19 protein-coding genes, 2 tRNA genes and 2 other annotated features are annotated in these 21,161 nt (G+C 67.8%); of the genes, 15 read left to right on the plus strand and 6 right to left on the minus strand.

Annotated elements, in window-relative coordinates:
* The first annotated feature begins 29 nt into the window (after window positions 1-29).
* Entirely contained in the window at window positions 30-3,401 is a 3,372-nt protein-coding gene (locus LCL61_RS20690; protein ID WP_340688363.1) for a tetratricopeptide repeat protein, read from the plus strand.
* On the opposite strand, the gene LCL61_RS20695 is transcribed toward LCL61_RS20690, so the two are convergent.
* On the minus strand, window positions 3,382-4,074 hold the full coding sequence (locus LCL61_RS20695) for a DNA alkylation repair protein (RefSeq protein ID WP_340688364.1): 693 nt from the start codon (window positions 4,072-4,074) through the stop codon (window positions 3,382-3,384). The two genes, LCL61_RS20690 and LCL61_RS20695, sit on opposite strands and share 20 nt — an antisense overlap.
* Window positions 4,075-4,259: 185 nt before the next feature.
* On the opposite strand from LCL61_RS20695, the gene LCL61_RS20700 reads away from it, so the two are divergent.
* On the plus strand, window positions 4,260-5,846 hold the full coding sequence (locus LCL61_RS20700) for an alpha/beta hydrolase (RefSeq protein ID WP_340688365.1): 1,587 nt from the start codon (window positions 4,260-4,262) through the stop codon (window positions 5,844-5,846).
* A 282-nt stretch (window positions 5,847-6,128) separates the two neighbouring features.
* Here LCL61_RS20700 and LCL61_RS20705 read toward each other — a convergent pair whose 3' ends face one another.
* Window positions 6,129-6,578 carry a DUF6294 family protein gene (locus LCL61_RS20705; RefSeq protein WP_340688366.1) on the minus strand — a complete coding sequence of 150 codons (450 nt, stop codon included), beginning with the start codon at window positions 6,576-6,578 and terminating at the stop codon, window positions 6,129-6,131.
* Between the two features lie 236 nt (window positions 6,579-6,814).
* On the opposite strand from LCL61_RS20705, the gene LCL61_RS20710 reads away from it, so the two are divergent.
* Window positions 6,815-7,309, plus strand: a complete 495-nt coding sequence (locus LCL61_RS20710; RefSeq protein ID WP_340688367.1) for a helix-turn-helix domain containing protein — start codon at window positions 6,815-6,817, stop codon at window positions 7,307-7,309.
* 42 nt (window positions 7,310-7,351) lie between these two features.
* Here the strand turns inward: LCL61_RS20710 and LCL61_RS20715 are convergent, their stop codons facing one another.
* Window positions 7,352-8,317: a YafY family protein gene (locus LCL61_RS20715; RefSeq protein ID WP_340688368.1), complete on the minus strand. Its 966-nt coding sequence runs from the start codon at window positions 8,315-8,317 to the stop codon at window positions 7,352-7,354.
* Between the two features lie 90 nt (window positions 8,318-8,407).
* Here LCL61_RS20715 and argC point away from each other — a divergent pair, with 90 nt between their 5' ends.
* From argC to argH, 8 genes are read left to right on the plus strand one after another with little or no spacing between them, the layout of a single operon-like run.
* Window positions 8,408-9,436 carry an N-acetyl-gamma-glutamyl-phosphate reductase gene (gene argC / locus LCL61_RS20720; protein ID WP_340688369.1) on the plus strand — a complete coding sequence of 343 codons (1,029 nt, stop codon included), beginning with the start codon at window positions 8,408-8,410 and terminating at the stop codon, window positions 9,434-9,436.
* Window positions 9,433-10,593, plus strand: a complete 1,161-nt coding sequence (gene argJ, locus LCL61_RS20725; protein WP_340688370.1) for a bifunctional glutamate N-acetyltransferase/amino-acid acetyltransferase ArgJ — start codon at window positions 9,433-9,435, stop codon at window positions 10,591-10,593. Before argC ends, argJ begins: the two co-directional genes overlap by 4 nt.
* Window positions 10,590-11,510, plus strand: coding sequence for an acetylglutamate kinase (gene argB, locus LCL61_RS20730; protein WP_340688371.1), 921 nt, complete (start codon window positions 10,590-10,592; stop codon window positions 11,508-11,510). The genes argJ and argB overlap by 4 nt, the downstream gene beginning before the upstream one ends.
* Before the next feature lie 50 nt (window positions 11,511-11,560).
* Window positions 11,561-12,700 carry an acetylornithine transaminase gene (locus LCL61_RS20735; RefSeq protein WP_340688637.1) on the plus strand — a complete coding sequence of 380 codons (1,140 nt, stop codon included), beginning with the start codon at window positions 11,561-11,563 and terminating at the stop codon, window positions 12,698-12,700.
* Between the two features lie 16 nt (window positions 12,701-12,716).
* Window positions 12,717-13,643 carry an ornithine carbamoyltransferase gene (gene argF, locus LCL61_RS20740; RefSeq protein ID WP_340688372.1) on the plus strand — a complete coding sequence of 309 codons (927 nt, stop codon included), beginning with the start codon at window positions 12,717-12,719 and terminating at the stop codon, window positions 13,641-13,643.
* Window positions 13,640-14,161, plus strand: coding sequence for an arginine repressor (locus LCL61_RS20745; protein WP_340688373.1), 522 nt, complete (start codon window positions 13,640-13,642; stop codon window positions 14,159-14,161). The genes argF and LCL61_RS20745 overlap by 4 nt, the downstream gene beginning before the upstream one ends.
* On the plus strand, window positions 14,151-14,504 hold the full coding sequence (locus tag LCL61_RS20750; RefSeq protein ID WP_125682416.1) for an argininosuccinate synthase domain-containing protein: 354 nt from the start codon (window positions 14,151-14,153) through the stop codon (window positions 14,502-14,504). Before LCL61_RS20745 ends, LCL61_RS20750 begins: the two co-directional genes overlap by 11 nt.
* 27 nt (window positions 14,505-14,531) lie before the next feature.
* Window positions 14,532-15,947: an argininosuccinate lyase gene (gene argH, locus LCL61_RS20755; RefSeq protein WP_340688374.1), complete on the plus strand. Its 1,416-nt coding sequence runs from the start codon at window positions 14,532-14,534 to the stop codon at window positions 15,945-15,947.
* Between the two features lie 115 nt (window positions 15,948-16,062).
* On the opposite strand, the gene LCL61_RS20760 is transcribed toward argH, so the two are convergent.
* Genes LCL61_RS20760 through LCL61_RS20770 form a run of 3 tightly spaced genes read right to left on the minus strand, consistent with a single transcriptional unit; the run spans window position 16,063 to window position 17,944 of the window.
* Window positions 16,063-16,701 carry a TetR/AcrR family transcriptional regulator gene (locus LCL61_RS20760; RefSeq protein WP_340688375.1) on the minus strand — a complete coding sequence of 213 codons (639 nt, stop codon included), beginning with the start codon at window positions 16,699-16,701 and terminating at the stop codon, window positions 16,063-16,065.
* Window positions 16,701-17,372, minus strand: a complete 672-nt coding sequence (locus LCL61_RS20765; RefSeq protein ID WP_340688376.1) for a DUF4166 domain-containing protein — start codon at window positions 17,370-17,372, stop codon at window positions 16,701-16,703. Before LCL61_RS20765 ends, LCL61_RS20760 begins: the two co-directional genes overlap by 1 nt.
* Window positions 17,369-17,944, minus strand: a complete 576-nt coding sequence (locus LCL61_RS20770) for an SRPBCC family protein (RefSeq protein ID WP_340688377.1) — start codon at window positions 17,942-17,944, stop codon at window positions 17,369-17,371. Before LCL61_RS20770 ends, LCL61_RS20765 begins: the two co-directional genes overlap by 4 nt.
* Window positions 17,945-18,065: 121 nt before the next feature.
* Here LCL61_RS20770 and LCL61_RS20775 point away from each other — a divergent pair, with 121 nt between their 5' ends.
* The 4 genes from LCL61_RS20775 to LCL61_RS20790 all read left to right on the plus strand — a co-directional run bounded on the left by LCL61_RS20775 (window position 18,066) and on the right by LCL61_RS20790 (window position 21,077).
* Window positions 18,066-18,701 carry a DNA-3-methyladenine glycosylase gene (locus LCL61_RS20775; protein ID WP_340688378.1) on the plus strand — a complete coding sequence of 212 codons (636 nt, stop codon included), beginning with the start codon at window positions 18,066-18,068 and terminating at the stop codon, window positions 18,699-18,701.
* Between the two features lie 32 nt (window positions 18,702-18,733).
* Window positions 18,734-20,008: a tyrosine--tRNA ligase gene (tyrS, locus tag LCL61_RS20780; protein WP_340688379.1), complete on the plus strand. Its 1,275-nt coding sequence runs from the start codon at window positions 18,734-18,736 to the stop codon at window positions 20,006-20,008.
* Between the two features lie 232 nt (window positions 20,009-20,240).
* Window positions 20,241-20,643, plus strand: a sequence feature (16S ribosomal RNA rRNA prediction is too short).
* An 18-nt stretch (window positions 20,644-20,661) separates the two neighbouring features.
* Window positions 20,662-20,795, plus strand: a sequence feature (16S ribosomal RNA rRNA prediction is too short).
* 107 nt (window positions 20,796-20,902) lie between these two features.
* Window positions 20,903-20,978: transfer RNA gene (locus LCL61_RS20785), tRNA-Ala, on the plus strand.
* 22 nt (window positions 20,979-21,000) lie between these two features.
* A tRNA-Ile gene (locus LCL61_RS20790) sits at window positions 21,001-21,077 on the plus strand.
* Window positions 21,078-21,161: the final 84 nt, after the last annotated feature.

Below are 21,161 nucleotides of genomic sequence, written 5' to 3' on the forward strand. Positions count from 1 at the left end.
GCGCTTCAGGTGTGGCAAAGTGAGGACTTGTGTCACGTCCAGACGGTCGGTCCAGTATCCAAGACATCGCCCGCGCCCGGCTGAGCGACGGTTTCGTCGGCAGGGTCGGGGAACGCGAGGACTTCCGGAGCAATCTGGGGCTGCCCGGAAGCGATCGGCGCCGCCGATATCTGTACTCGGTGCACGGTCTCGCCGGGGTCGGCAAGTCCTTCCTGCTCGACCAGCTTCGCGGTATCGCCGAGGAAACCCGCGCCGCCGTCGCCTTCGCGGACGACCGGCAACAGGATCTGCCCGCGACACTGGTCAAACTGGCGAAGGACCTCGCTCGCGCCGGACACGAGATGCGCCGGTTCGAGAAACGCCACGAGTCCTACCTCAAGGCCAGGGAACGGCTTCACAACGATCCGCAGGCTCCGGCGGCAGGCCGCGAGCTCGTGACGAAGACCGTGGTCAAGGCCGGCCTCGGCGTGGCGAAGACCCTGCCCGGCGGAAGCATCGCCGCCGACGCGATCGACGCGGACGCGACGGCGAAACAGCTGGAGCAGTTGCAGGTCTACCTCGCGGCGAAGTTCAAGCGGAAGGCCGATGTCCAGCTGCTCCTGGAACCGGCGGAAGAGCTGACCAAACCGTTCGTCGAAGATCTCTGGCGTATTCCGGAGACCCGGCAGATCGCGCTGTTCTTCGACACCTTCGAACGGACGGCGCCGGTACTGGAGACCTGGCTGCTCGACCTGTTCGGGGGACTGTACGGCGATCTCCCGCAGAACCTGGTGTTCACGGTCGCGGGCCAGTTCCCGCTGGACGAGGCGAAATGGAACCGGCACGCGCCGCTGGTGCGTGAGATCGAACTCCGGCCGTTCACCGAGCCGGAGGCGCGCCGCCTGCTCGCCGAGCACGGGATCACCGACGAAAAGGTCGTCGAGATCGTGCTGCGGCTGACCGACGGCCTGCCCGTTCTCGTCGCCATGCTGGCTCGCGGGAACCCCGCCGAAGCGGACGCGGTCGGCGATCCCAGTGACGACGCGGTCAAGCGGTTCCTGCACTGGGTTCCCGAAAAGGCCAGAAAGGACATCGCCGCCACGGCGTCGTTGCCCCGCTTCCTGGACGAGGACGTCATCGGCGTGCTGACCGGGAAGGAAAGCGCGGGCGAGATCTTCCGCTGGCTGCGGGAACTGCCGTTCGTCGGGCGCCGTGAGCTCCCGGTGCGCTATCACCCGGTGGTTCGCGGCCCGATGGTGCGCATGGAACGCGGCCGTTCACCCGGCGAGTTCGCCGAACGTCATCGCAGGCTCAGCGAATACTACGAAGGCCGGTGCGCCGAACTCGGCTTCAGCCGCCACCGCGACGCGTGGAACGACGAGCGCTGGCAGAGGCGAAAGCTCGAACAGACCTACCACCGGCTCTGCGGCGACCCGGCCGAGGCGCTGCCGGACGCGCTGCTCGGCGCCGCCGAGATGATCACCACCGGCACCGCTTCCGCCCGCGTTTGGGCGCGCATGATGGAGCAGGCGGGTGCCGACGCGGACGCGCCAGCGGTCCTGGGCTGGGGGCAGCGCCTGGCCGCCGCGGTCGGCGACGGTGAGATCCCGGTGCTCGACCTGCTCGCCGGTGCGGGCGAACTCGACGCGGCCCGGCTTTCCACCGTGCTCCGGCGCCGCGCGTGGGCCTACGAAGGGCAAGACGACGTCGCCGCGGCGAAGCGGGACTTCGACCGGGCTGTCGATCTGAACCCCGCCGATCCCTACGCGTGGAGCGATCGGGGCAACCTGTTCCACAACGAGGGCGACTGGGAACGGGCACTGTCGGACCTGGACCGGGCGATCGAACTCGATCCGACCTACGCCTACTCGTGGCGTGGGCGCGGTTCGGCCAGGGCCGAGCTCGGCGACCTCGAGGGTGCGATGGCCGACCTCGACGAGGCCGTTCGCCTCCAGCCCGATCACCGGTGGGCCTACACCATCCGGAGCGAGGTGCACTTCAAGCGCGGTGACGTCCGGAAGGCGATCGACGAGATCGACATCGCGATCAGGCTCGATCCCGACTACGCCTGGGCCGTCCACTACCGGGCCACGTTGTTCGCCGAACTGGGAGACAAGGAAGAGGCGCTCGCCTGCCACCGCGCTGCCGCCGCCCTCCGCCCGAAGGACGTGTTCTACCTGACCGAGCTCGCGTCGTTCCTCGAGCAGACCGGAGACGAGGACGCGGCGACGGCGACCTTCGACACGATCGTCGCGGCGGACCCTGGCAGCGCCAGTGCCCATGCGATGCGGGGGGCGTTCCACCACCGCGGTAAGCGGCACCGGCTCGCCATCGACGGCTTCACCACCGCGCTCCGGATCGACCCGGACTACGAGTGGGCGTACTACATGCGCGGGCGGGCATACGACGACCTGGAAGATCGCACGGCGGCGCTCGCCGACTACGAGCGCGCCATCGAACTGGCTCCCGAAGACGCCGAGAATCACCTCCGGCGAGGAATAGTGCTCAGCCGCCTGGGAAGGAATGGCGAAGCGCTGGAGGCTTTGAGCCGCGCGATCGAACTCGAACCCGGTAACGTGCTGGCGCACGCCCGGCGCGCGATGACGCACCGGAGGTCCGGCGAACACCCGGCCGCCCTCGCCGACATCGACGTCGCGGTCGCGGCGAGCCCGGAGATGGCCTTCTTCCACACCACCCGGGGGGACATCCTCAGAGGTCTCGACCGGCACGAGGAAGCCCGCGCCGCGTTGGACGAGGGGGTCCGGCTGGGACAGGACGAGGGATACGCCTGCTATCGGCGTGCCCACCACCGCCTCCTCTTCGGCGAGTTCGAGGGCGCTTTGTCCGATGTGGACAGCGCGCTGGCCGCCGGTGACGACGAGACCGGCGCCCTGCGCGCGGACATCCACCGTCAGGCGGGTGAGTACGGCGAAGCCATCCGGGAGCTGCGCGAACTGGTCGTCTCGGATCCCGATGACGCCGATCACCGCGAGAACCTCGGGGAGGCTTTGCTGTTCGCGGGGGAGACGGACGAGGCGATGGAGATCCTGCGTCCGCTAGCGCCGGAGTCCGTGTGGGCTCGCAATCTCCTCGCGATCGCCTGGCTGAAGGCTGGAAGAACTGAGGAAGCTCACCAGTCCTTCGCCGCCGGACTCGACGAAGCAGTCAAGCGGAACGCGGCAGAAGACCTCGGCTGGGAGGACCGGGTTCAGCCGCTCTTCTATCTTCTCGCCCTCGGACGTCACGCCGACGCGACACGTGAACTCAGGGCATTGCTGGAGAAGGAACCGCCCCGCGAGACGCGACTCATCCTGCTCCGCGACCTGAAAGACCTTCGAGAGCTGATGCCCGAACTCGGCGGAGAGATCGAGGAACTCATCGCCCTCGTTCCCCGGCCGGTGCTCACTCGCCCAGGTGTTTGAGCGCCTCCTTCCTGGACAGCGTGGACAGCGCCGGATGCGCGGTGACAAAGGCGCGCACCCAGTCCGGCTCGGTCTTCGCGTACTCGCGCAGGGCCCAGCCGATCCCTTTGCGCAGGAAGAAGTCCTTGTCGTCGATGTTGGCTTCGACCGAGCGGGTGAGCAGGTCGGTGTCCGTTCCGCCCTTGGCGCCGATCTGGCAGATGACCGACGTGCGGCGACGCCACCTGTCCTCGTCGTAGGCCCAGGTCAGCATCAGCGTGGTCACCGTATCCGGCTCCGCCCGCAGGATCGGCCCGACCCGGCGGATCGCGACTTCGTCCACGTAGTCCCACCAGGCGCCCGTCACGATCATCTCCTCGTACAGGCCGAGCAGATCGCCGTCCTGCCAGCGGGCGTAGGCACGGTGACCGGACAGGGCGATCGCCGCATAGCGCTCTTCACGGAATTCCGCTTCACGCCACAAGGTGAGAACTGCCGTCGAGAAACTCACTCGATCGGGTAGCGGATGTTCGGCGTAAACCCGCTTCAGCAAGGCCGTCCGAGGTGGGGACGCCACCCCGAGGAACGGCATCTCCGACTTCATGTACGCCCGCATCGACGGAGCCTTTTCCGGATCGGCCAGTCCGGCCAAACCGTTGCGAACCGCTGAAACCAGGCTTTTCACCTCGTCCACGCGTTCTCCTTTCCCCAGTGGGCGCCGCGAGCGTACGACAGGGGACCGACAAGACGGATATGCCCGGATCGGGATGCGGATACCGACTAAAGAGGGATGGCGGTCAACGTGTCGGTCAGCGAGATTGAAGCCGGTTCTCGGTAGCTTCGGCCCGACCGGGTCGAACGCGGACGAAAAGGAACACAGTGAAGAAATTCGTTGCCGCCCTGGCGGTCGCGGGGATCGGCGTCGGCACCATGGCGCTCGCTCCCTCCGCCACGGCCGCCTCGGCGTCGGACTTCGATCCGAAGCCCATCTCCTGGGGAGCCTGTACTCGCCCGAGCCTGGTCAAGGCCGGCGCGGAATGCGGTTTCCTCGAGGTCCCGTTGGACTACGCGAAGCCCGGCGGTGAGAAGATCTCGATCGCCGTCTCGCGTGTGAAGCACAAGGCCGCCAAGTCGCAGGGCGTCATGCTGGTCAACCCGGGCGGACCCGGCGGCTCCGGCCTCGGCCTCTCGACCCTCGGCAGGGCCGTCCCCAAGAAGGCGGGTGAAGAGTACGACTGGATCGGGTTCGACCCGCGCGGCGTGGGGGAGAGCAAGCCGTCCCTGACCTGCGACGGGAACTACGCCTCCTACAACCGCCCGCAGTACGTGCCGACCACGCGCGCCATCGAGACCGCGTGGCGTGAGAAGGCGAAGGGCTACGCGAAGGCGTGCGCCAAGAACGGCGCGATCCTCGACCACATCAAGACCATGGATGTGGCGAAGGACGTCGACAGCCTGCGCAAGGCGCTGGGCGAGAAGCAGATCAACTACTACGGCTTCTCCTATGGCACCTACCTCGGGCAGGTCTACAGCACACTGTTCCCGCAGAACGTGCGGCGGATGGTGTTCGACGGCACCGTCGACCCCCGCGACGTCTGGTACAAGGCGAACCTGAACCAGGACATCGCCTTCGACAAGAACATCAAGACCTACTTCGGCTGGATCGCGAAGTACGACGACGTCTACCACCTCGGCAAGACCGCGGCCGCGGTCGAGAAGCTGTGGTACGCCGAGCAGAAGAAGCTGTACGACAAGCCCGCGGGTGGCGTCATCGGCGGGTCCGAGTGGACGGACATCTTCCTGCAGGCGGGCTACTACGTGTTCGGCTGGGAAGACATCGCGAACGCGTTCGCCGGCTGGGTGCACAAGGGCGACTGGCAGACCTTGAAGGGCCTGTACGACGACTCCAACCCGCCGGGCCAGGACAACGGCTACGCGGTGTACGCGGCCGTGCAGTGCACCGACGTGGCGTGGCCGCAGAGCTGGCCCCGCTGGAAGTTCGACAACTGGGTCACGCACTTCCGGGCGCCGTTCGAAACCTGGGGCAACGCGTGGTTCAACGCGCCGTGCCTCGACTGGCCCGCGAAGCCGGGCAAGCCGGTGGAGATCGACGGGAGCAAGGTCCCCGGCATCCTGCTCGTCAACGAGGAGAACGACGCCGCGACGCCGTACCCCGGCAGCATCGAGGTCCGCAAGCGCTACCCGAACTCCAGCCTGATCAGCGCTCCGGGTGGCACGACGCACTCGGGCTCGCTGTCCGGTGTGTCCTGTGTGGACGACAAGATCGCGGATTACCTGCTGACCGGAAAGCTGCCGGTGCGCAAGCCGGGCAACGGTTCGGACGTGCAGTGCTCCCCGGTCCCGGCGCCGGTTCCCGCCGGTGCTTCCGCGGCCGCCAAGTCCGACCTTCCGTCCTCGGTCACCGAAGTGAAGAAGGAGGCGCTGGCTCAGGCGCTGCCTTTCTGAGTTTCTCGCTGGAAACGCCCCGGTCCGGATTTCCTGGACCGGGGCGTTTTCTGTGATGAGAAGGTCGAACGCTTCGTGTCGCGTTCGTGGGCGGGCCGGTGTCGCGAAAGCCACTTTGGGGACGTCTGGTGTCTCGATAGTGGCTTTCGCGACATGGCAGTGGGTCGCTTGGGGTGTGGGTGGCGGATCGGGAGCCGGTCAGGTTCCCCATGCCGCATTGGAGGCGCTCAGTGTCCCCCATGCGACATTGGGGACACTGAGCTGTGGCCTGGCGTGTGTCCGCTAGCAGTGGCTCGTCATCCGCATGCTGTGGATGCGGTCGAAGAACGCGGCGTCGAACGACCCCTCGGCGAACCACCAGTGCCACACGTTCTTGACGGTGCCCTTGACGAACTTGGTGTCACCGCCGTGATGGATGGGCCCGAGGACGATGCCGTTGCTGTCCAGGGTGTTCACCCACATCAGCCACGCGTCGTTGCTGTCGCTGCTGACGATCGTCGCTTCGAACGAAGCGCTGCCGTTGCGTCTGAGCGTCCATTTCGCGTTGTCCATCGTGCAGTCGCCTGCCTGGATGCGACCCCAGGTGAACCAGCAGGAATCCGCTCCGGTGCAGGTGGCCTGCGCGGTGGTGGACCCCGTCGTCCCGGCCGAGGCGGGCGTGACGAAGACGGCCCCGATCGTGAACACGAGCATCGTCACGAAAAGCGCCATCCGACGTGCTTTGGTTTTCATGTTTCCTCCCCGGAAATCGTCGATCCGTGCCGGCCGGCCATCCGTCGTGAAGAACCGGTGAGCAACGCTAACTCGCGGGTGACCGCGGTCTGGATCACTTAGGTGCGGCAACAGGGGTGGCCGATAGTGCGTGAGCGGCACCCTCGCGGTCCGGAAAGCGATGAAAGTTCCGGTCACGCACCGAGTCCCCTCACCGCGCCGGAAAACTGTCGGCGCCGCCCGTTAGCGTCCCCGGCATGACCATCGTCGAAGAGCACCGGACCGAGATCCGCGTGCAGGACACCGTTTATCGCATCGAGGTCGCCGCCCGTGAGGGTGGCGGCGCGGCCGGGGAAGACCGCTGGGTGACCGTCATGGTCGGCGGAGCCGGACCGCAAGAAGAGCCTGTCGCCGAAGGCAGGCTCGATATGGACGCCGAAGCCGTACCGGCCTTGGCGACCGTCCTTTCCGACACCCTCCTGGCGTTCGCCGGGCGGGGCAACGCCAGGAACGGCCGCCGAAGATCGGCGGACCGCCCCGCCCAGCAGGGCTCGCCGTGGTCCGACGAGCTGGACGCGGAACTGGAAAGCCGTTGGCTGGCCGGGGAAAGCGTCGAGGAGATCGCACGGCGGTTCGAGCGGACACCGGGCGGGATCCGGGCCCGGTTGCCCAGGGTCGGCTGCGACCCGGAGCGCCGGGGCGCGTATCTCCCGATCCCGCCGAGCAGGCGAGAGGGAGGTGAACTCGGCTGAACCAGTGCGGTCGCGAGGGCGGGCAAGTCCTCGCGGCCGCCGTCAGTCCACTGTGGACTTTGTTCCGCGCCGAGCCCTGGCCGCCATCTCCCTGAGATGATCGATCAGTTCCGGCGGTTCGTGCACGGTGAATTCGCAGCCGAGCCCGAGGATGCGGAACGCGAGCCAGTCCAGGGTGTCCGTGCCCGCGTGGAAAACGCAGCTCTCGTCGTCGATCGGTTCCAGCTCGCCGGTTCCCTCGCCGATCGCGGGGGAGACCTGGCCGATCGGCGCGTGCAGGGTCACGCATGCGCTGTAGGTGGGAAGGAGGCTGTACATCTTGTCCGTGACATAGGCCGCCACATCCTTCGCGGGTGGCTGTCTCGGCGTCGCCCGGCCACCGGTCGCCCGCGGTTCCGAGATCCGGTCCGCGCGGAAGATCCGCCAGTCGTCCCGGTCGAGGTCGTAGCCGAGCAGGTACCACCGGCGTCCGGCGGAGACGAGCCGATGCGGTTCCACATGCCGCCGGGATTCGGTCCCGTCGCCGGTGCGATAGGTGAACCGGGTCCGTTCGGTGTTGGCGATCGCGCCCGCGAAGACCGTGAGGTGTTCCGGGTCCACCACGGACCCGGTGCCCGGGATCGGCACGGTCGCGGCGCCCAGCGCGCCGACCCGATACCGCAGCCGCGACGGCAGCACCTGCTCGAGTTTGGCCAGCGCCCGCACCGAAGACTCCTCGATTCCCGAGATCGCCTGCCCGGCGGCACTCCGGAGACCGACAGCGATCGCGACGGCCTCCTCGTCGTCGAGCAGCAGCGGCGGCATCGCCGTACCGGCGACCAGCCGGTAGCCGCCTTCGGAACCTCGCGACGCTTCGACGGGGTAACCGAGCTCGCGCAAGCGGTCGATGTCGCGCCGGATGGTCCGCGGACTGACCTCCAGCCGGTCGGCGAGCTCGCTGCCGGGCCACTCGCGTGGGGTTTGCAGGAGTGACAGCAGGCTCAGCAGCCGGGCGGGCGTGTCGGTCATGCGGTCAAGGATGCCCGTATGAGGTCCCGGATCGGGTGAGCCACACGACTTTGTTTGATTGAACTTGCATGGGAGTGCATAATCATGCGTATGACGGTGAAGATCGCGGTGGCCGGAGCCAGCGGGTACGCGGGAGGCGAACTCCTGCGCCTGCTGCTGACCCATCCCGAAGTCCAGATCGGCGCGCTCACCGCGGCCAGCTCCGCGGGGACGCCGCTCATCCAGCACCAGCCGCACCTCGCGCCCTTGGCGGACCGTGTCCTGCTGGAGACGACCCCGGAGACCCTGGCCGGGCACGACGTCGTCTTCCTCGCCCTGCCACACGGCCATTCCGGCGCCATCGCCGCGCAGCTGGGCCCGGACGTCCTGGTGATCGACCTCGGCGCGGACCATCGCCTCTCGGACGCGGCAGACTGGCAGCGCTGGTACGGCGGCGACCACGCGGGGCAATGGCCGTACGGGCTTCCCGAACTCCCCGGCGCCCGCGAGCGCCTCGCCGGGACCAAACGCATCGCGGTCCCCGGCTGCTTCCCGACCGGCGGTTCGATCGCCCTCGCCCCGGCGCTCGCCGCGGGCCTGGTCGAGCCGGAGGTCAACGTCGTCGCCGTCACCGGGACCTCGGGCGCGGGCAAGAGCCTGAAGCCGAATCTCCTCGGCTCGGAGGTGATGGGTTCGGCCGCCGCGTACGGCGTCGGCGGTGCCCACCGCCACACCCCCGAATTCGCGCAGAACCTTTCCGCGGTCTCGGGTGAGCGGGTCAAGGTGTCCTTCACCCCCGTGCTGGCCCCGATGCCGCGCGGGATCCTCACCACCGCGAGCGCTCCGCTGAAGACCGACCTGGACGCCGATGGCGCCCGCGAGGTCTACGAAAAGGCGTACGCCACCGAGCCGTTCGTCCAGCTGCTGCCCGCGGGCCAGTGGCCGTCCTCGGCTTCGGTCGTCGGCTCGAACAACGTCCAGCTGCAGGTCACCGTCGACGCCGACACCCGGCGCCTGATCGTGGTCGCGGCCATCGACAACCTGACCAAGGGCACCGCGGGAGGTGCCGTCCAGTCGATGAACATCGCACTGGGCCTCCCGGAAACCACCGGACTACCGACCGTAGGAGTCGCTCCGTGACCGTCACCCAGCCGAAGGGATTCCGTGCCGCGGGCGTCGCCGCCGGAATCAAGGCCGAGGGCAAGCTCGACCTCACGCTCGTCGTCAACGACGGGCCGCTGCAGGTCGCGGCCGGCGTGTTCACGCGCAACGTGATCAAGGCCGCGCCCGTCCTGTGGTCACAAGAGGTGCTCAAGCAGCAGCGCCTCAAGGCCGTCGTCCTCAACTCCGGCGGCGCGAACGCCGCCACCGGCCCCGGCGGTTTCCAGGACACCCACAAGACCGCGGAGAAGGTCGCCGAACTCTTCGAAGCGGGCGCGATCGAGGTCGCGGTCTGCTCGACCGGGCTGATCGGCGAACGGCTGCCGATGGACGCGCTGCTCTCGGGCGTGGACACCGCTTTCGGGGCACTCGGCACGGGTGCCGAAGCCGACCTCAACGCCGCGACCGCGGTCATGACCACCGACAGCAAGCCCAAGCAGGCGGTTGCGAAGCACGACAGCGGCTGGAGCGTCGGCGGGTTCGCCAAGGGGGCGGGCATGCTCGCCCCGAACCTCGCGACGATGCTCTCCGTTCTCACCACCGACGCGGTCGTCACGCCGGAAGTCCTGGACAAGGCCCTGCGCGCCGCCACCGGCGTGACCTTCGACAGGCTCGATGTCGACGGCGGTACTTCCACCAACGACACGGTGCTCGTCCTCGCGTCCGGCGCCAGCGGTGTCGAGCCGACCGAGGCCGAACTGACCGAGCTCCTCACCGCCGTCAGTCTCGACCTCGTCCTGCAACTGCGCGCGGACTCCGAAGGCGCGACCAAGTACGTCGACGTCACGGTCACCGGTGCGGTGACCGAGGCCGACGCCATCGCCGTCGGCCGCACGATCGCGGAGGACAACCTGGTCAAGACCGCGCTGTTCGGTTCGGACCCGAACTGGGGCCGCATCGCCATGGCGCTGGGCCGGGTACCCGCGAAGATCGACCCGGAGAAGGTCGCCATCGCGATCAACGGCGTCACCCTGTTCGCCGACGGCACGCCCGCGGCGGACCGCTCCGAGGCCGACCTCTCGGGCCGGGACATCCAGATCGTCGTCGACCTCGGTCTCGGCGAAGGCGGGGCGACGATCTACACGACCGACCTCTCGCACGCGTACGTCGAAGAGAACAGCGCGTACTCGTCATGAGCCCTTCCGAATCCACCGTCCCCGCGGACGAGCGGCTTGCGACCGCCGCCGAGAAGGCTTCGATCCTCATCGAGGCCCTGCCCTGGCTGCAGCGTTTCCACGGCGCCACCGTCGTGGTCAAGTACGGCGGCAACGCCATGATCGACGAGAGCCTCAAGCAGGCCTTCGCCGAGGACATGGTCTTCCTGCGCATGGCCGGCCTGCGTCCGGTGGTGGTGCACGGCGGCGGCCCGCAGATCACCGCGATGCTCAACCGGCTCGGCGTCGAGGGCGAGTTCAAGGGCGGCCTGCGTGTCACCACGCCCGAGACGATGGACATCGTCCGCATGGTGCTGACCGGTCAGGTCAGCCGCGAACTGGTCGGCCTGATCAACGCGCACGGCCCGTACGCGGTCGGCATCTCCGGTGAGGACGCGCGGCTGTTCACCGCCGAGCGCAAACAGGCCACTGTGGACGGTGTACCGGTCGACATCGGGCTCGTCGGCGAGGTTTCCGAGGTCAACCCGGACGCGGTGCTCGACATCGTCAACGCGGGCCGGATCCCGGTGGTGTCCACCGTGGCCCCGGACGTCGACGGCATCGTGCACAACATCAACGCCGACACCGCCGCCGGTGCGCTGGCCGCCGCTCTCGGCGCGGAGAAACTCGTCGTGCTCACCGACGTCGAGGGCCTGTACGCCAACTGGCCGGACCGCGGTTCGCTGGTCGACCGGATCCGCGTGGACCGTCTCGAAACCCTGCTGCCCGGCCTCGCCAGCGGCATGATCCCGAAGATGGAGGCCTGCGTGCGCGCCATCCGCGGCGGCGTCCGCCGTGCGCACGTGATCGACGGCCGCATCGCCCATTCGGTCCTGCTGGAGGTTTTCACCTCCCGCGGCATCGGTACCATGGTCTTCCCCGAAACGGAGCTTCCGTGACCACGTACAAGTCCAATGTAGACGGCCAGGAGCACTGGAAGTCGTCCCTCATGGACAACTACGGCACCCCGGCGCTGGCCCTGGTCCGCGGCGAGGGGGCGAAGGTCTGGGACGCCGACGGCAAACCGTACGTCGACCTGCTGGGCGGGATCGCGGTCAACGCGCTCGGCCACGCGCACCCCGCCGTGGTCGCCGCGGTCACCGAACAGGTCGCGAAACTCGGGCACACCTCGAACCTCTACGTGAATCCGGTCGCCGTCGAACTGGCCGAAACCCTCCTGGACGTCGCCGGCCTGTCCGGCAACGCGAAGGTGCTGTTCGTCAACTCCGGCGCGGAGGCCAACGAAGCCGCGCTGAAGATCAGCAGGCTCACCGGCCGGACCAAGATCGTCGCCTGCGAGGGGGCCTTCCATGGGCGCACCATGGGCGCGCTCTCGCTGACCGGTCAGCCGTCGAAGCGGGACGCGTTCGCGCCGCTGGTCCCGGGCGTCACCCACGTTCCCTACGGTGACGTCGACGCGCTTCGCGCCGCGGTGGACACCGAAACCGCGGCGGTGTTCCTCGAGCCGATCCTCGGGGAGGCAGGCGTCGTCCCGGCGCCGGACGGCTACCTCCAGGCGGCGCGGGAGATCACCAAGGCGACCGGGACCCTGCTGGTCCTCGACGAGGTACAGACCGGCATCGGCCGCACCGGCGCGTGGTTCGCCTTCCAGCACACCGGCATCGTCCCGGACGTCGTCACGCTGGCCAAGGGACTCGGCGGCGGGCTGCCGATCGGCGCGGTCATCGGTGTCGGCGAGGCAGGCGAGCTGATGAAGCCAGGCCAGCACGGGACCACCTTCGGCGGCAATCCGATCTGCTGCGCCGCCGGGCTCGCCGTGCTCAGGACCATCGCCAAGGACAACCTGAACGACCACGTTTCCGCACTGGGCAAGGACATCGCGTCCCGTGTGGAGGAGCTCGGCCACCCGCTGGTGTCCGGGGTCCGCGGTGCGGGGCTGCTGCTCGGCATCGCGTTGCGCGAACCGGTCTCGGCGGCGGTCGCCAAGGCCGCGCAGGACGCGGGATACCTGGTCAACCCGATCGCACCCGACACCATCCGGCTGGCACCGCCGCTGATCCTGAGCGCCGAAGAGGCCGCGGGATTCCTCGAAGCCCTTCCCGGGGCGCTCGATTCCACCACCACCTAGGACAGAGACGAAACGCATGCTCCGCAACTTCCTCCGTGACGACGATCTCAGCCCCGTCGAACAGACCGAGATCCTGGATCTCGCCGACCAGTTGAAAGCCGAGCCCCTCAGCTCCCGTGCGCTGGAGGGCAAGTCCGTCGCGGCGATCTTCGAGAAGAACTCCACCCGGACCCGGTTCTCCTTCGAGGTGGGCATCGCCCAGCTCGGCGGGAACCCGGTCATCGTCGACGGCCGCTCCATGCAGCTCGGCCGCGAAGAGACCATCGAGGACACCTCGCGGGTGCTCTCGCGGTATCTGGACGCGATCGTGTGGCGGACGTTCGCCCAGAAGCGCATCGACGCGATGGCGTCGGCGGCGAGCATCCCGGTGATCAACGCGCTCACCGACGAGTTCCATCCGTGCCAGGTGCTCACGGACCTGATGACCATCCGCGAGCGCAAGGGCAAGCTCGCCGGGCTCACCCTGGTGTATCTCGGCGACGGCGCCAACAACATGGCGCATTCGCTGCTGCTGGGCGGGACCACGGCCGGGATGCACGTCCGCGTCGTCTCGCCGGAGGGCTTCCAGCCGGATCAGCAGGTCATGCTCGACGCGAAGCACCGGTCGTCGGAGACCGGCGGCAGCACCACGGTCTTCACCGATCCGTACGCCGCGGTCGAAGGCGCGGACGTCGTCGTCACCGACACCTGGACCTCCATGGGCCAGGAGAACGACGGTCTCGACCGCGTCGGCCCGTTCCGCGAGCTGCAGGTCAACGCCGCGCTGATGCGCCGCGCCGCGGACGAGGCGATCGTGCTGCACTGCCTGCCCGCGCACCGCGGCTGGGAGATCACCGACGAGGTCATCGACGGACCGGCCAGCGCGGTCTGGGACGAGGCCGAAAACCGTCTCCACGCCCAAAAGGCGCTGCTGGTGTGGCTGATGGACGAGAAGCGACGATGACCGGCAGCAGGGTCACCCGGCAGGCACGGATCACCGAACTCGTGTCCACGATGGCCATCCGCAGCCAGACGGAGCTCGCGAAGCTCCTGGCGGCGGAAGGTATCGAAGTCACGCAGGCGACGCTTTCGCGGGACCTCGACGAACTGGGCGCGGTCAAGCTCCGGGGTGCGGATTCCGGCGCGCCGGTGTATGTCATTCCCGAGGACGGCAGCCCGGTACGCGGGGTGCAGGGTGGCACGTCGAGGCTTTCGCGGTTGCTCGCCGAACTGCTCGTTTCGGCGGACTCGTCGGGCAACCTGACGGTGCTGCGCACCCCGCCGGGCGCGGCGCAGTTCCTGGCCAGCGCCATCGACAGGGCGGCGCTGGAGGAGGTCGTCGGTTCCATCGCCGGCGATGACACGGTCGCGGTGATCGCGAGGGAACCGTTGTCCGGCAAAGACCTGGCCGAGCGCTTCATGGCGCTGGCCCGACGGTCGTCCACAGTGGACGGCGGTGAGGAGACCGAAGGTGACGCCTGACGGGTTCGCCTTCCCGGACGACCCGGAGAAGCTGGTCATCACCTTCGACGAGGGTGTGCCGGTGGCCATCGACGGGGAGACCGTGACGCTGCTGGAAGCCTTCCAGCAGCTGAACCGCCGTGTCGGCGCCTTCGGGCTCAGAGGACGCGAGATCTATGAGGGACCGGCCGCGGTAGCGCTGGTCACCGCGCACGAGGAACTGCAAAAGGTCAGTACCGGGCGGGTGTCCGGCGAGGTGCGGCTGGTCCTGCACCGCGGCAACGCGGTCGTGAACTCCGCGCGCGACGAGCGCGCGCTGTACGACTTCACCACAGGCGCTACCTTCGACCGGTCAGTCGCCTGAAGAGAACCAAGGAATCCGAGGAGTGTTGTGAGCGGGAATGAGCAGCCGGTGCAGCTGTGGGGCGGCCGGTTCGCCAGCGGACCGGCCGAGGCGATGGCGGCGCTGAGCGCGTCGACCCATTTCGACTGGCGGCTGGCGCCGTACGACATCGCCGGGTCGCGGGCCCACGCGCGGGTGCTGCGGAAGGCGGGGCTGCTCACCGAAGACGAGCTGACCGGCATGCTCGCCGCGCTGGACACCCTCGCGCAGGACGTCGAGTCGGGCGCGTTCACCCCGACCGTCGCCGACGAAGACGTCCACACCGCGCTCGAACGCGGTCTGCTGGAGCGGGCGGGCACCGAACTCGGTGGCAAGCTGCGGGCGGGGCGTTCGCGCAACGACCAGGTCGCGACGCTGTTCCGGATGTGGCTGCGTGACGCCGCCCGCCGGGTGGTCGCGGGCACCCTCGGCGTCGTCGACGCACTCGTCTCGCAGGCGAAGCGGCACCCGGACGCGATCCTCCCGGGCCGCACCCACCTGCAGCACGCCCAGCCTGTCCTGCTGGCGCACCACCTGCTCGCGCACGGCCAGTCGCTGCTGCGCGATGTCACCCGTTTGCGTGACTGGGATGCTCGCACCGCTGAGTCGCCCTACGGCTCCGGTGCCCTGGCGGGGTCTTCGCTCGGCCTCGACCCGGAGGCCGTCGCCGAGGAGCTGGGCTTCGACACCAGCGTCGAGAACTCCATCGACGGCACGGCCTCGCGGGACTTCGTCGCCGAGTTCGCCTTCGACGTCGCGATGCTCGCGGTCAACCTGTCCAGGATCGCCGAAGAGGTGATCATCTGGAACACCGCCGAATTCGGCTACGTCACCCTCGACGACGCCTGGGCGACCGGCAGTTCGATCATGCCGCAGAAGAAGAATCCGGACGTAGCCGAGCTGACCCGCGGCAAGGCCGGGCGGCTCATCGGCAACCTGACCGGCCTGCTCGCGACGCTCAAGGCGCAGCCGCTCGCGTACAACCGTGACCTGCAGGAGGACAAGGAGCCGGTCTTCGACTCCGTCGAACAGCTGGAACTGCTGTTCCCGGCGATCGCGGGCATGCTCGAGACGCTGACCTTCCACACCGACCGGCTCGCCGAACTGGCGCCCGCCGGGTTCACCCTCGCCACGGACATCGCCGAATGGCTGGTGCGCCAGGGCGTTCCGTTCCGTGTCGCGCACGAAGCGGCGGGGGAGAGCGTCCGCGTCGCCGAAGCCCGCGGAGTCGGCCTTGACGAACTGACCGACGAAGAGTTCGAGAAGATCAACCCGGCACTGACGCCCGCCGTGCGCGAGGTGCTGACCGTCGAGGGCTCGGTGAGCTCGCGCAACGCCCGCGGCGGTACCGCCCCGGAGCGGGTCGCCGAGCAGCGGGACCGGCTGGTCGCGCGGGTCGCCGAACACCGCGCCTGGCTGAGCTGACCTCTCGCGTGAAGGCCCCCTTCCTCCATCCCTGCCCCCGCCACCGCCCTCAACGGACGCGCTGGCGCGCGCATGCCTGATTCCATCAGCCGAGGGAAGGGGGCCTTCACGCGCTTCAAGATCGCTTCGCGGTCTTCCGGAGCTTCGCTCGCACCGCACGGGTGGCGACCGGGCCGAGTCCTTCGAGGACGTCGACCAGGACAGCCAGCTGTCCCAGCGCGCTCAACGCCTGCTCGGCGCCGTCCGGATCAACCGACTCGAACAGTGTGAGACCGAGGAACCCGGCGGAGACGGCGTGAGCGAGTCCTTCGGTTTCCGCCAGTTCGAGCACCGGCGAACCGGCCAGCACGCGGTCCAGGGTCCCTTGGACTTCGCGGACCCATTTGTCCAGTGCCTGCCGCGTCGCCTCGGCCAGCCGTCCGCCGCCCTGCGCGCCGGCGAGTGCCTGGGCGAGGACCGTCATGTTCCCCTCGGCGCGTTCCTCCGCGTGGATGACCCGGCCCAGGTCCAGCAGTTCGCCGAGCGTGGTCACTTCGGCGAACCGGTCACGGAAGTGGGCGACGCGGCTTTCGGTCGCCGTCACGCAGGCCTGCGCGATCAGCTCCTCGACACTGCCGAAGTGGTAGAAGATCAGCGCCTGGTTGGTACCCGCCGCGGTGGCGACGGTCCTGGCCGAAACGGCGGTGATCCCGCTGGTGCGGATCGTCTCCAGCGCTCCGTCGATCAACCGCTGTTTCGTGCTGGGCCCGTTCATCAGCCCAGGACCTTCTCACGCAGGGGCTTCACCGCGCCGCTCACCCCCGGCCGCAGATCGACGAACCGTGCCTCGAAAGCGCCCCGGTAGCCGAACAGCGGTCCGAACCGCCGATTCGTCACCTGGATCTCGATGCGGAAGAGTCCGCTCTCCGCGTCGAACCACTCGTCGACCTCGGCCACACCGACGACGGATCGCGGCACCACACACCGAAGCGGGCCCTCGCGGATCCGGAACTCCTCCGACCGGATGCGGAAGCCACCGTCCGGTCGCACCGTCAGGTCGAGATCGACGGCGAGGTGCTGATGCGTCCCCAAGTAGTCGACGATCTTCCCGCGCTCGGTGCTGTAGATCATCTGAGCGTCGAACCGGCGTCGCCGTTCCGGTAGTTCGAAGGTGCGGACGAACGACACCGTCTCCCTGCCGAGCGAGTCGAAGTACGGATAGTTCTCGATGGTGAAAGGGACGTTGCGGCCACGTTCCGGGAACAGGATGTGCCTCGACGCGCCGAGCCGGAGGAACGGCGTGGTGAACGCGGCGCCGCGCCAGATCTCGTCCATCACGCCGACGCCGATCATCCCGACGCCGTTCTCCGTGCTCAGCGACAGCCGTTCACGCATTCGCGGATGCAACGACTCGAAGTCGGTGCCCAGCGCTTCTCGGAAGATCATGCCTGCTCCAGGGTGTCGAGGACGCGGGGCGCGACGCCGTCCTTGCCCGGTCGCGGGCTCCGGCGGCAGCGCCCCGCCGAGGGCGAGAGCAACGGGAGCTGTTCCGGCGGCCCGCCCGTCTCGAGCCACAGACGGAGCCTGTCGAACGACCAGGCCGTCATCCAGCCGAAGAGCGGCCGGAACAGCAGATCGGCGAACCTGCCGATGACACCCCATCGAGTGGTGTAGTCGAAACCGGTGACGAACCGGACACCGCCGTCGACCGGGGTGTAGCGCCAGTAGCCGGAACCGGACCTGATGAGCGACAGTGGATCCGCGGAGGCGAACCGCAACGCGGACGTCCGGCCGCCGTCCGGCCGCGTGCTCTCCCCGGCGTGTGTCCCGGTCCCGCTGACGACGAACCCCAGGAACTCGGTCGTGTACCGGAACCGTCCCGGCGAACCCGCGACGGGTTCGATCCGCGCGAAGCGGAGATCCCACCGTGCGTGCAGACGCGGATCCTGCGTGTACCGCCACAGCGTGTCGAGGTCCGTCCGGATCACCGTTTCGACGTAAAGCGCTCTTCGGCTCATGGAGCCCCCTCCAGTATTGAGCGTCCGCTCAAACCACTGTAAAGCACGTTTGAGCGATCGCTCAATAATCGGTCCGGTTAAGGTCGGCCTGGGAGAACGCGACGTAAGAGGAGTGCGGCACGTGGAGACCGGCAGACAGTTCACTCGCCGCGAGCTGGCGCTGGATCCGGTGGAGCTGTCCACACTCCTGCTCGGCGCGGTGATCGAAGCGACCGGTCCCGACGGCACGGTCGCCGTCCGCCTGGTGGAGGTCGAGGCCTACCGAGGGCTCGACGACCCCGCGTCGCACTGTTATCGCGGCAAGACGCCGCGCAACGCGGTCATGTGGGGACCGGCGGGGCACTTGTACGTGTACTTCGTCTACGGCATGCACTTCTGCGCGAACGTCGTCGGCACCGAAGACGGGCAGCCGGGCGCCGTGCTGCTGCGTGCCGGGGAGGTGGTGTCGGGTGCGGACATCGCCAGGGCGCGCAGGCCGTCGGCACGCGGCAACGGCGAACTCGCGAAAGGCCCGGCCATCCTCACCTCGGTGCTCGGCATCGACCGTGCCGAGAACGGCGTCGACCTGACCGACCCGGCGTCACCCGTCCGGCTGTTCTCCGGAGAACGCGTTTCCGAAGCGGACATCCGTACCGGGCCGCGCGTCGGTGTCGCGATGGCGATGGACACGCCGTGGCGGTTCTGGATCGACGGATCGCCCGCGGTCTCCACCTACCGCCGTGGCGGCAAGCGACGGGCGGCCGCCCCCGGCCGATAGTCGGTTGACCTGGTGCGGGAGGATCTACAGGCGTGAGCGAGCACATCCTTGACGAGTTGACCTGGCGCGGCCTGATCGCGCAATCCACCGACATCGACGCACTGCGGCGAGACCTCGACCAAGGACCTCTCACGCTCTATTGCGGATTCGACCCGACCGCGCCCAGCCTGCACGCCGGCAACCTGGTCCCGCTGTTGATGCTCTCGCGCTTCCAGCGTGCCGGTCACCGGCCGATCGTGCTGGCGGGTGTCGCGACCGGGATGATCGGCGATCCGCGCGACACCGGTGAGCGCACCCTCAACACGCTGGACACCGTCGCCGAATGGGCGGACCGGATCCGTGGGCAGTTGGAGCGCTTCGTCGACTTCGACGACTCGCCGACCGGCGCGGTCATCGAGAACAACCTGAACTGGACCGGCAAGCAGACCGTGGTCGAGTTCCTGCGCGACGTCGGCAAGCACTTCCCGGTCAACATGATGCTGAATCGCGAGACGGTGAAGCGCCGCCTCGAAGCCGACGGTATGTCCTACACCGAGTTCAGCTACCTGCTGCTGCAGTCGCAGGACTACCTGCACCTGTACCGCGAGTACGGCTGCAAGCTGCAGATCGGCGGCTCCGACCAGTGGGGCAACCTCGTCGGCGGCGTCGACCTGATCCGCCGGACGGACGGTGGCCACACGCACGCGCTGACCGCGCCGCTGGTCACCGACACCGAAGGACGCAAGTTCGGCAAGTCCACTGGCGGCGGGAGTGTCTGGCTCGACCCGGAGATGACCTCGCCGTACGCGTGGTTCCAGTACTTCGTGAACGTCGCCGACGCCGATGTCATCCGCTACCTGCGGATGTTCTCCTTCCTCGGGCAGGAGGAGATCGCGGCGCTGGCCGAGGACACCGAACAGCGCCCCCACCTGCGGTCCGCGCAGCGGAAGCTGGCGGAGGACTTCACGACCCTGGTGCACGGTGAAGAGGCGACCCGCCAGGTCATCGCCGCGAGCCAGGCGCTGTTCGGCAGGGGAGAGCTGCGTGAGCTCGACTCGGCGACCCTCGACGCTGCCATGGCCGAGGTGCCCAACGGCAAGGTCGACCCGAACGGAGAGTCGACCATCGTCGACCTGCTGATAGCCGCTGGGCTCGTCGACAGCAAGGGCGCCGCGCGCCGCACCGTCAAGGAAGGCGGCGCGTACGTCAACAACGCGAAGATCGCCGACGAGGAGTGGAAGCCGTCCGCGGACGACGCTCTGCACGGCCGCTGGCTCGTGGTCCGCAAGGGCAAGCGCAACGTCGCCGGCGTGCGCGTCGGGGGCTGATCGTGGCCCCGGCCCGAAACAGGGCCCCTGACCTGCGGAAACGCAGTTAAGGTACCCCCCTGTTTCGGGCCCTTCCGGGGCGTGTAAAGTTCTCCAAGTCGCCAGGGAAACCGGGCGGCCGACCGGGACACGAACCAAGCTCTCGCCGCGGAGTTGATAAACTCAGTGCGATTGAGTGGGTGTCTCACCAAAAACTGCTAGGAATGACTGCTTCGGATAAGGCCGCTTGGTTGCGGTGCGATCTGGGGTGTGTTGCTTGAGAACTCAACAGTGTGCTAGTGAACTAAGCCAGTAGAGCTTATGTATTTTGAACCTCNTGTCGTCAGCTCGTGTCGTGAGATGTTGGGTTAAGTCCCGCAACGAGCGCAACCCCTATTGTTAGTTGCCATCATTAAGTTGGGCACTCTAGCGAGACTGCCGGTAATAAACCGGAGGAAGGTGGGGATGACGTCAAATCATCATGCCCCTTATGACCTGGGCTACACACGTGCTACAATGGTTGGTACAACGAGTCGCAAGCCGGTGACGGCAAGCTAATCTCTTAAAGCCAATCTCAGTTCGGATTGTAGGCTGCAACTCGCCTACATGAAGTCGGAATCGCTAGTAATCGCGGATCAGCACGCCGCGGTGAATACGTTCCCGGGCCTTGTACACACCGCCCGTCACACCACGAGAGTTTGTAACACCCGAAGTCGGTGAGGTAACCTATTAGGAGCCAGCCGCCTAAGGTGGGATAGATGATTGGGGTGAAGTCGTAACAAGGTAGCCGTATCGGAAGGTGCGGCTGGATCACCTCCTTTTGAGCAAAGACAGCATCGTCCTGTCGGGCGCCTTCACAAAGTACCTGCATTCAGAGATTTGCATCGGCCAGGCCGGTGTGAGATGTCCCTTTCTGGGGCCTTAGCTCAGCTGGGAGAGCACCTGCTTTGCAAGCAGGGGGTCGTCGGTTCGATCCCGACAGGCTCCACCAGGGAGATTAAGAAACAAGCTCCGGGTCTGTAGCTCAGGTGGTTAGAGCGCACCCCTGATAAGGGTGAGGTCGGTGGTTCGAGTCCTCCCAGACCCACCATTCTCTGAATGACGCATACATTCGATCTTTATACGCATCAGCACTGTGGCTGGTACGTGTTCTTTTAAAACTTGTGACGTAGCG

Origin of the sequence: Amycolatopsis coloradensis (genome assembly GCF_037997115.1) — a bacterium.
Classification (GTDB): domain Bacteria; phylum Actinomycetota; class Actinomycetes; order Mycobacteriales; family Pseudonocardiaceae; genus Amycolatopsis; species Amycolatopsis coloradensis_A.

Excerpts from the sequence above, each read along its gene's own strand:
- LCL61_RS20705 (WP_340688366.1), bottom strand. The coding sequence starts at position 6,578 with ATGAAAACCAAAGCACGTCGGATGGCGCTTTTCGTGACGATGCTCGTG.
- LCL61_RS20710 (WP_340688367.1), top strand. The coding sequence starts at position 6,815 with ATGACCATCGTCGAAGAGCACCGGACCGAGATCCGCGTGCAGGACACC.
- LCL61_RS20715 (WP_340688368.1), bottom strand. The coding sequence starts at position 8,317 with ATGACCGACACGCCCGCCCGGCTGCTGAGCCTGCTGTCACTCCTGCAA.
- argC (WP_340688369.1), top strand. The coding sequence starts at position 8,408 with ATGACGGTGAAGATCGCGGTGGCCGGAGCCAGCGGGTACGCGGGAGGC.
- argB (WP_340688371.1), top strand. The coding sequence starts at position 10,590 with ATGAGCCCTTCCGAATCCACCGTCCCCGCGGACGAGCGGCTTGCGACC.
- LCL61_RS20735 (WP_340688637.1), top strand. The coding sequence starts at position 11,561 with ATGGACAACTACGGCACCCCGGCGCTGGCCCTGGTCCGCGGCGAGGGG.
- argF (WP_340688372.1), top strand. The coding sequence starts at position 12,717 with ATGCTCCGCAACTTCCTCCGTGACGACGATCTCAGCCCCGTCGAACAG.
- LCL61_RS20745 (WP_340688373.1), top strand. The coding sequence starts at position 13,640 with ATGACCGGCAGCAGGGTCACCCGGCAGGCACGGATCACCGAACTCGTG.
- LCL61_RS20760 (WP_340688375.1), bottom strand. The coding sequence starts at position 16,701 with ATGAACGGGCCCAGCACGAAACAGCGGTTGATCGACGGAGCGCTGGAG.
- LCL61_RS20765 (WP_340688376.1), bottom strand. The coding sequence starts at position 17,372 with ATGATCTTCCGAGAAGCGCTGGGCACCGACTTCGAGTCGTTGCATCCG.
- LCL61_RS20770 (WP_340688377.1), bottom strand. The coding sequence starts at position 17,944 with ATGAGCCGAAGAGCGCTTTACGTCGAAACGGTGATCCGGACGGACCTC.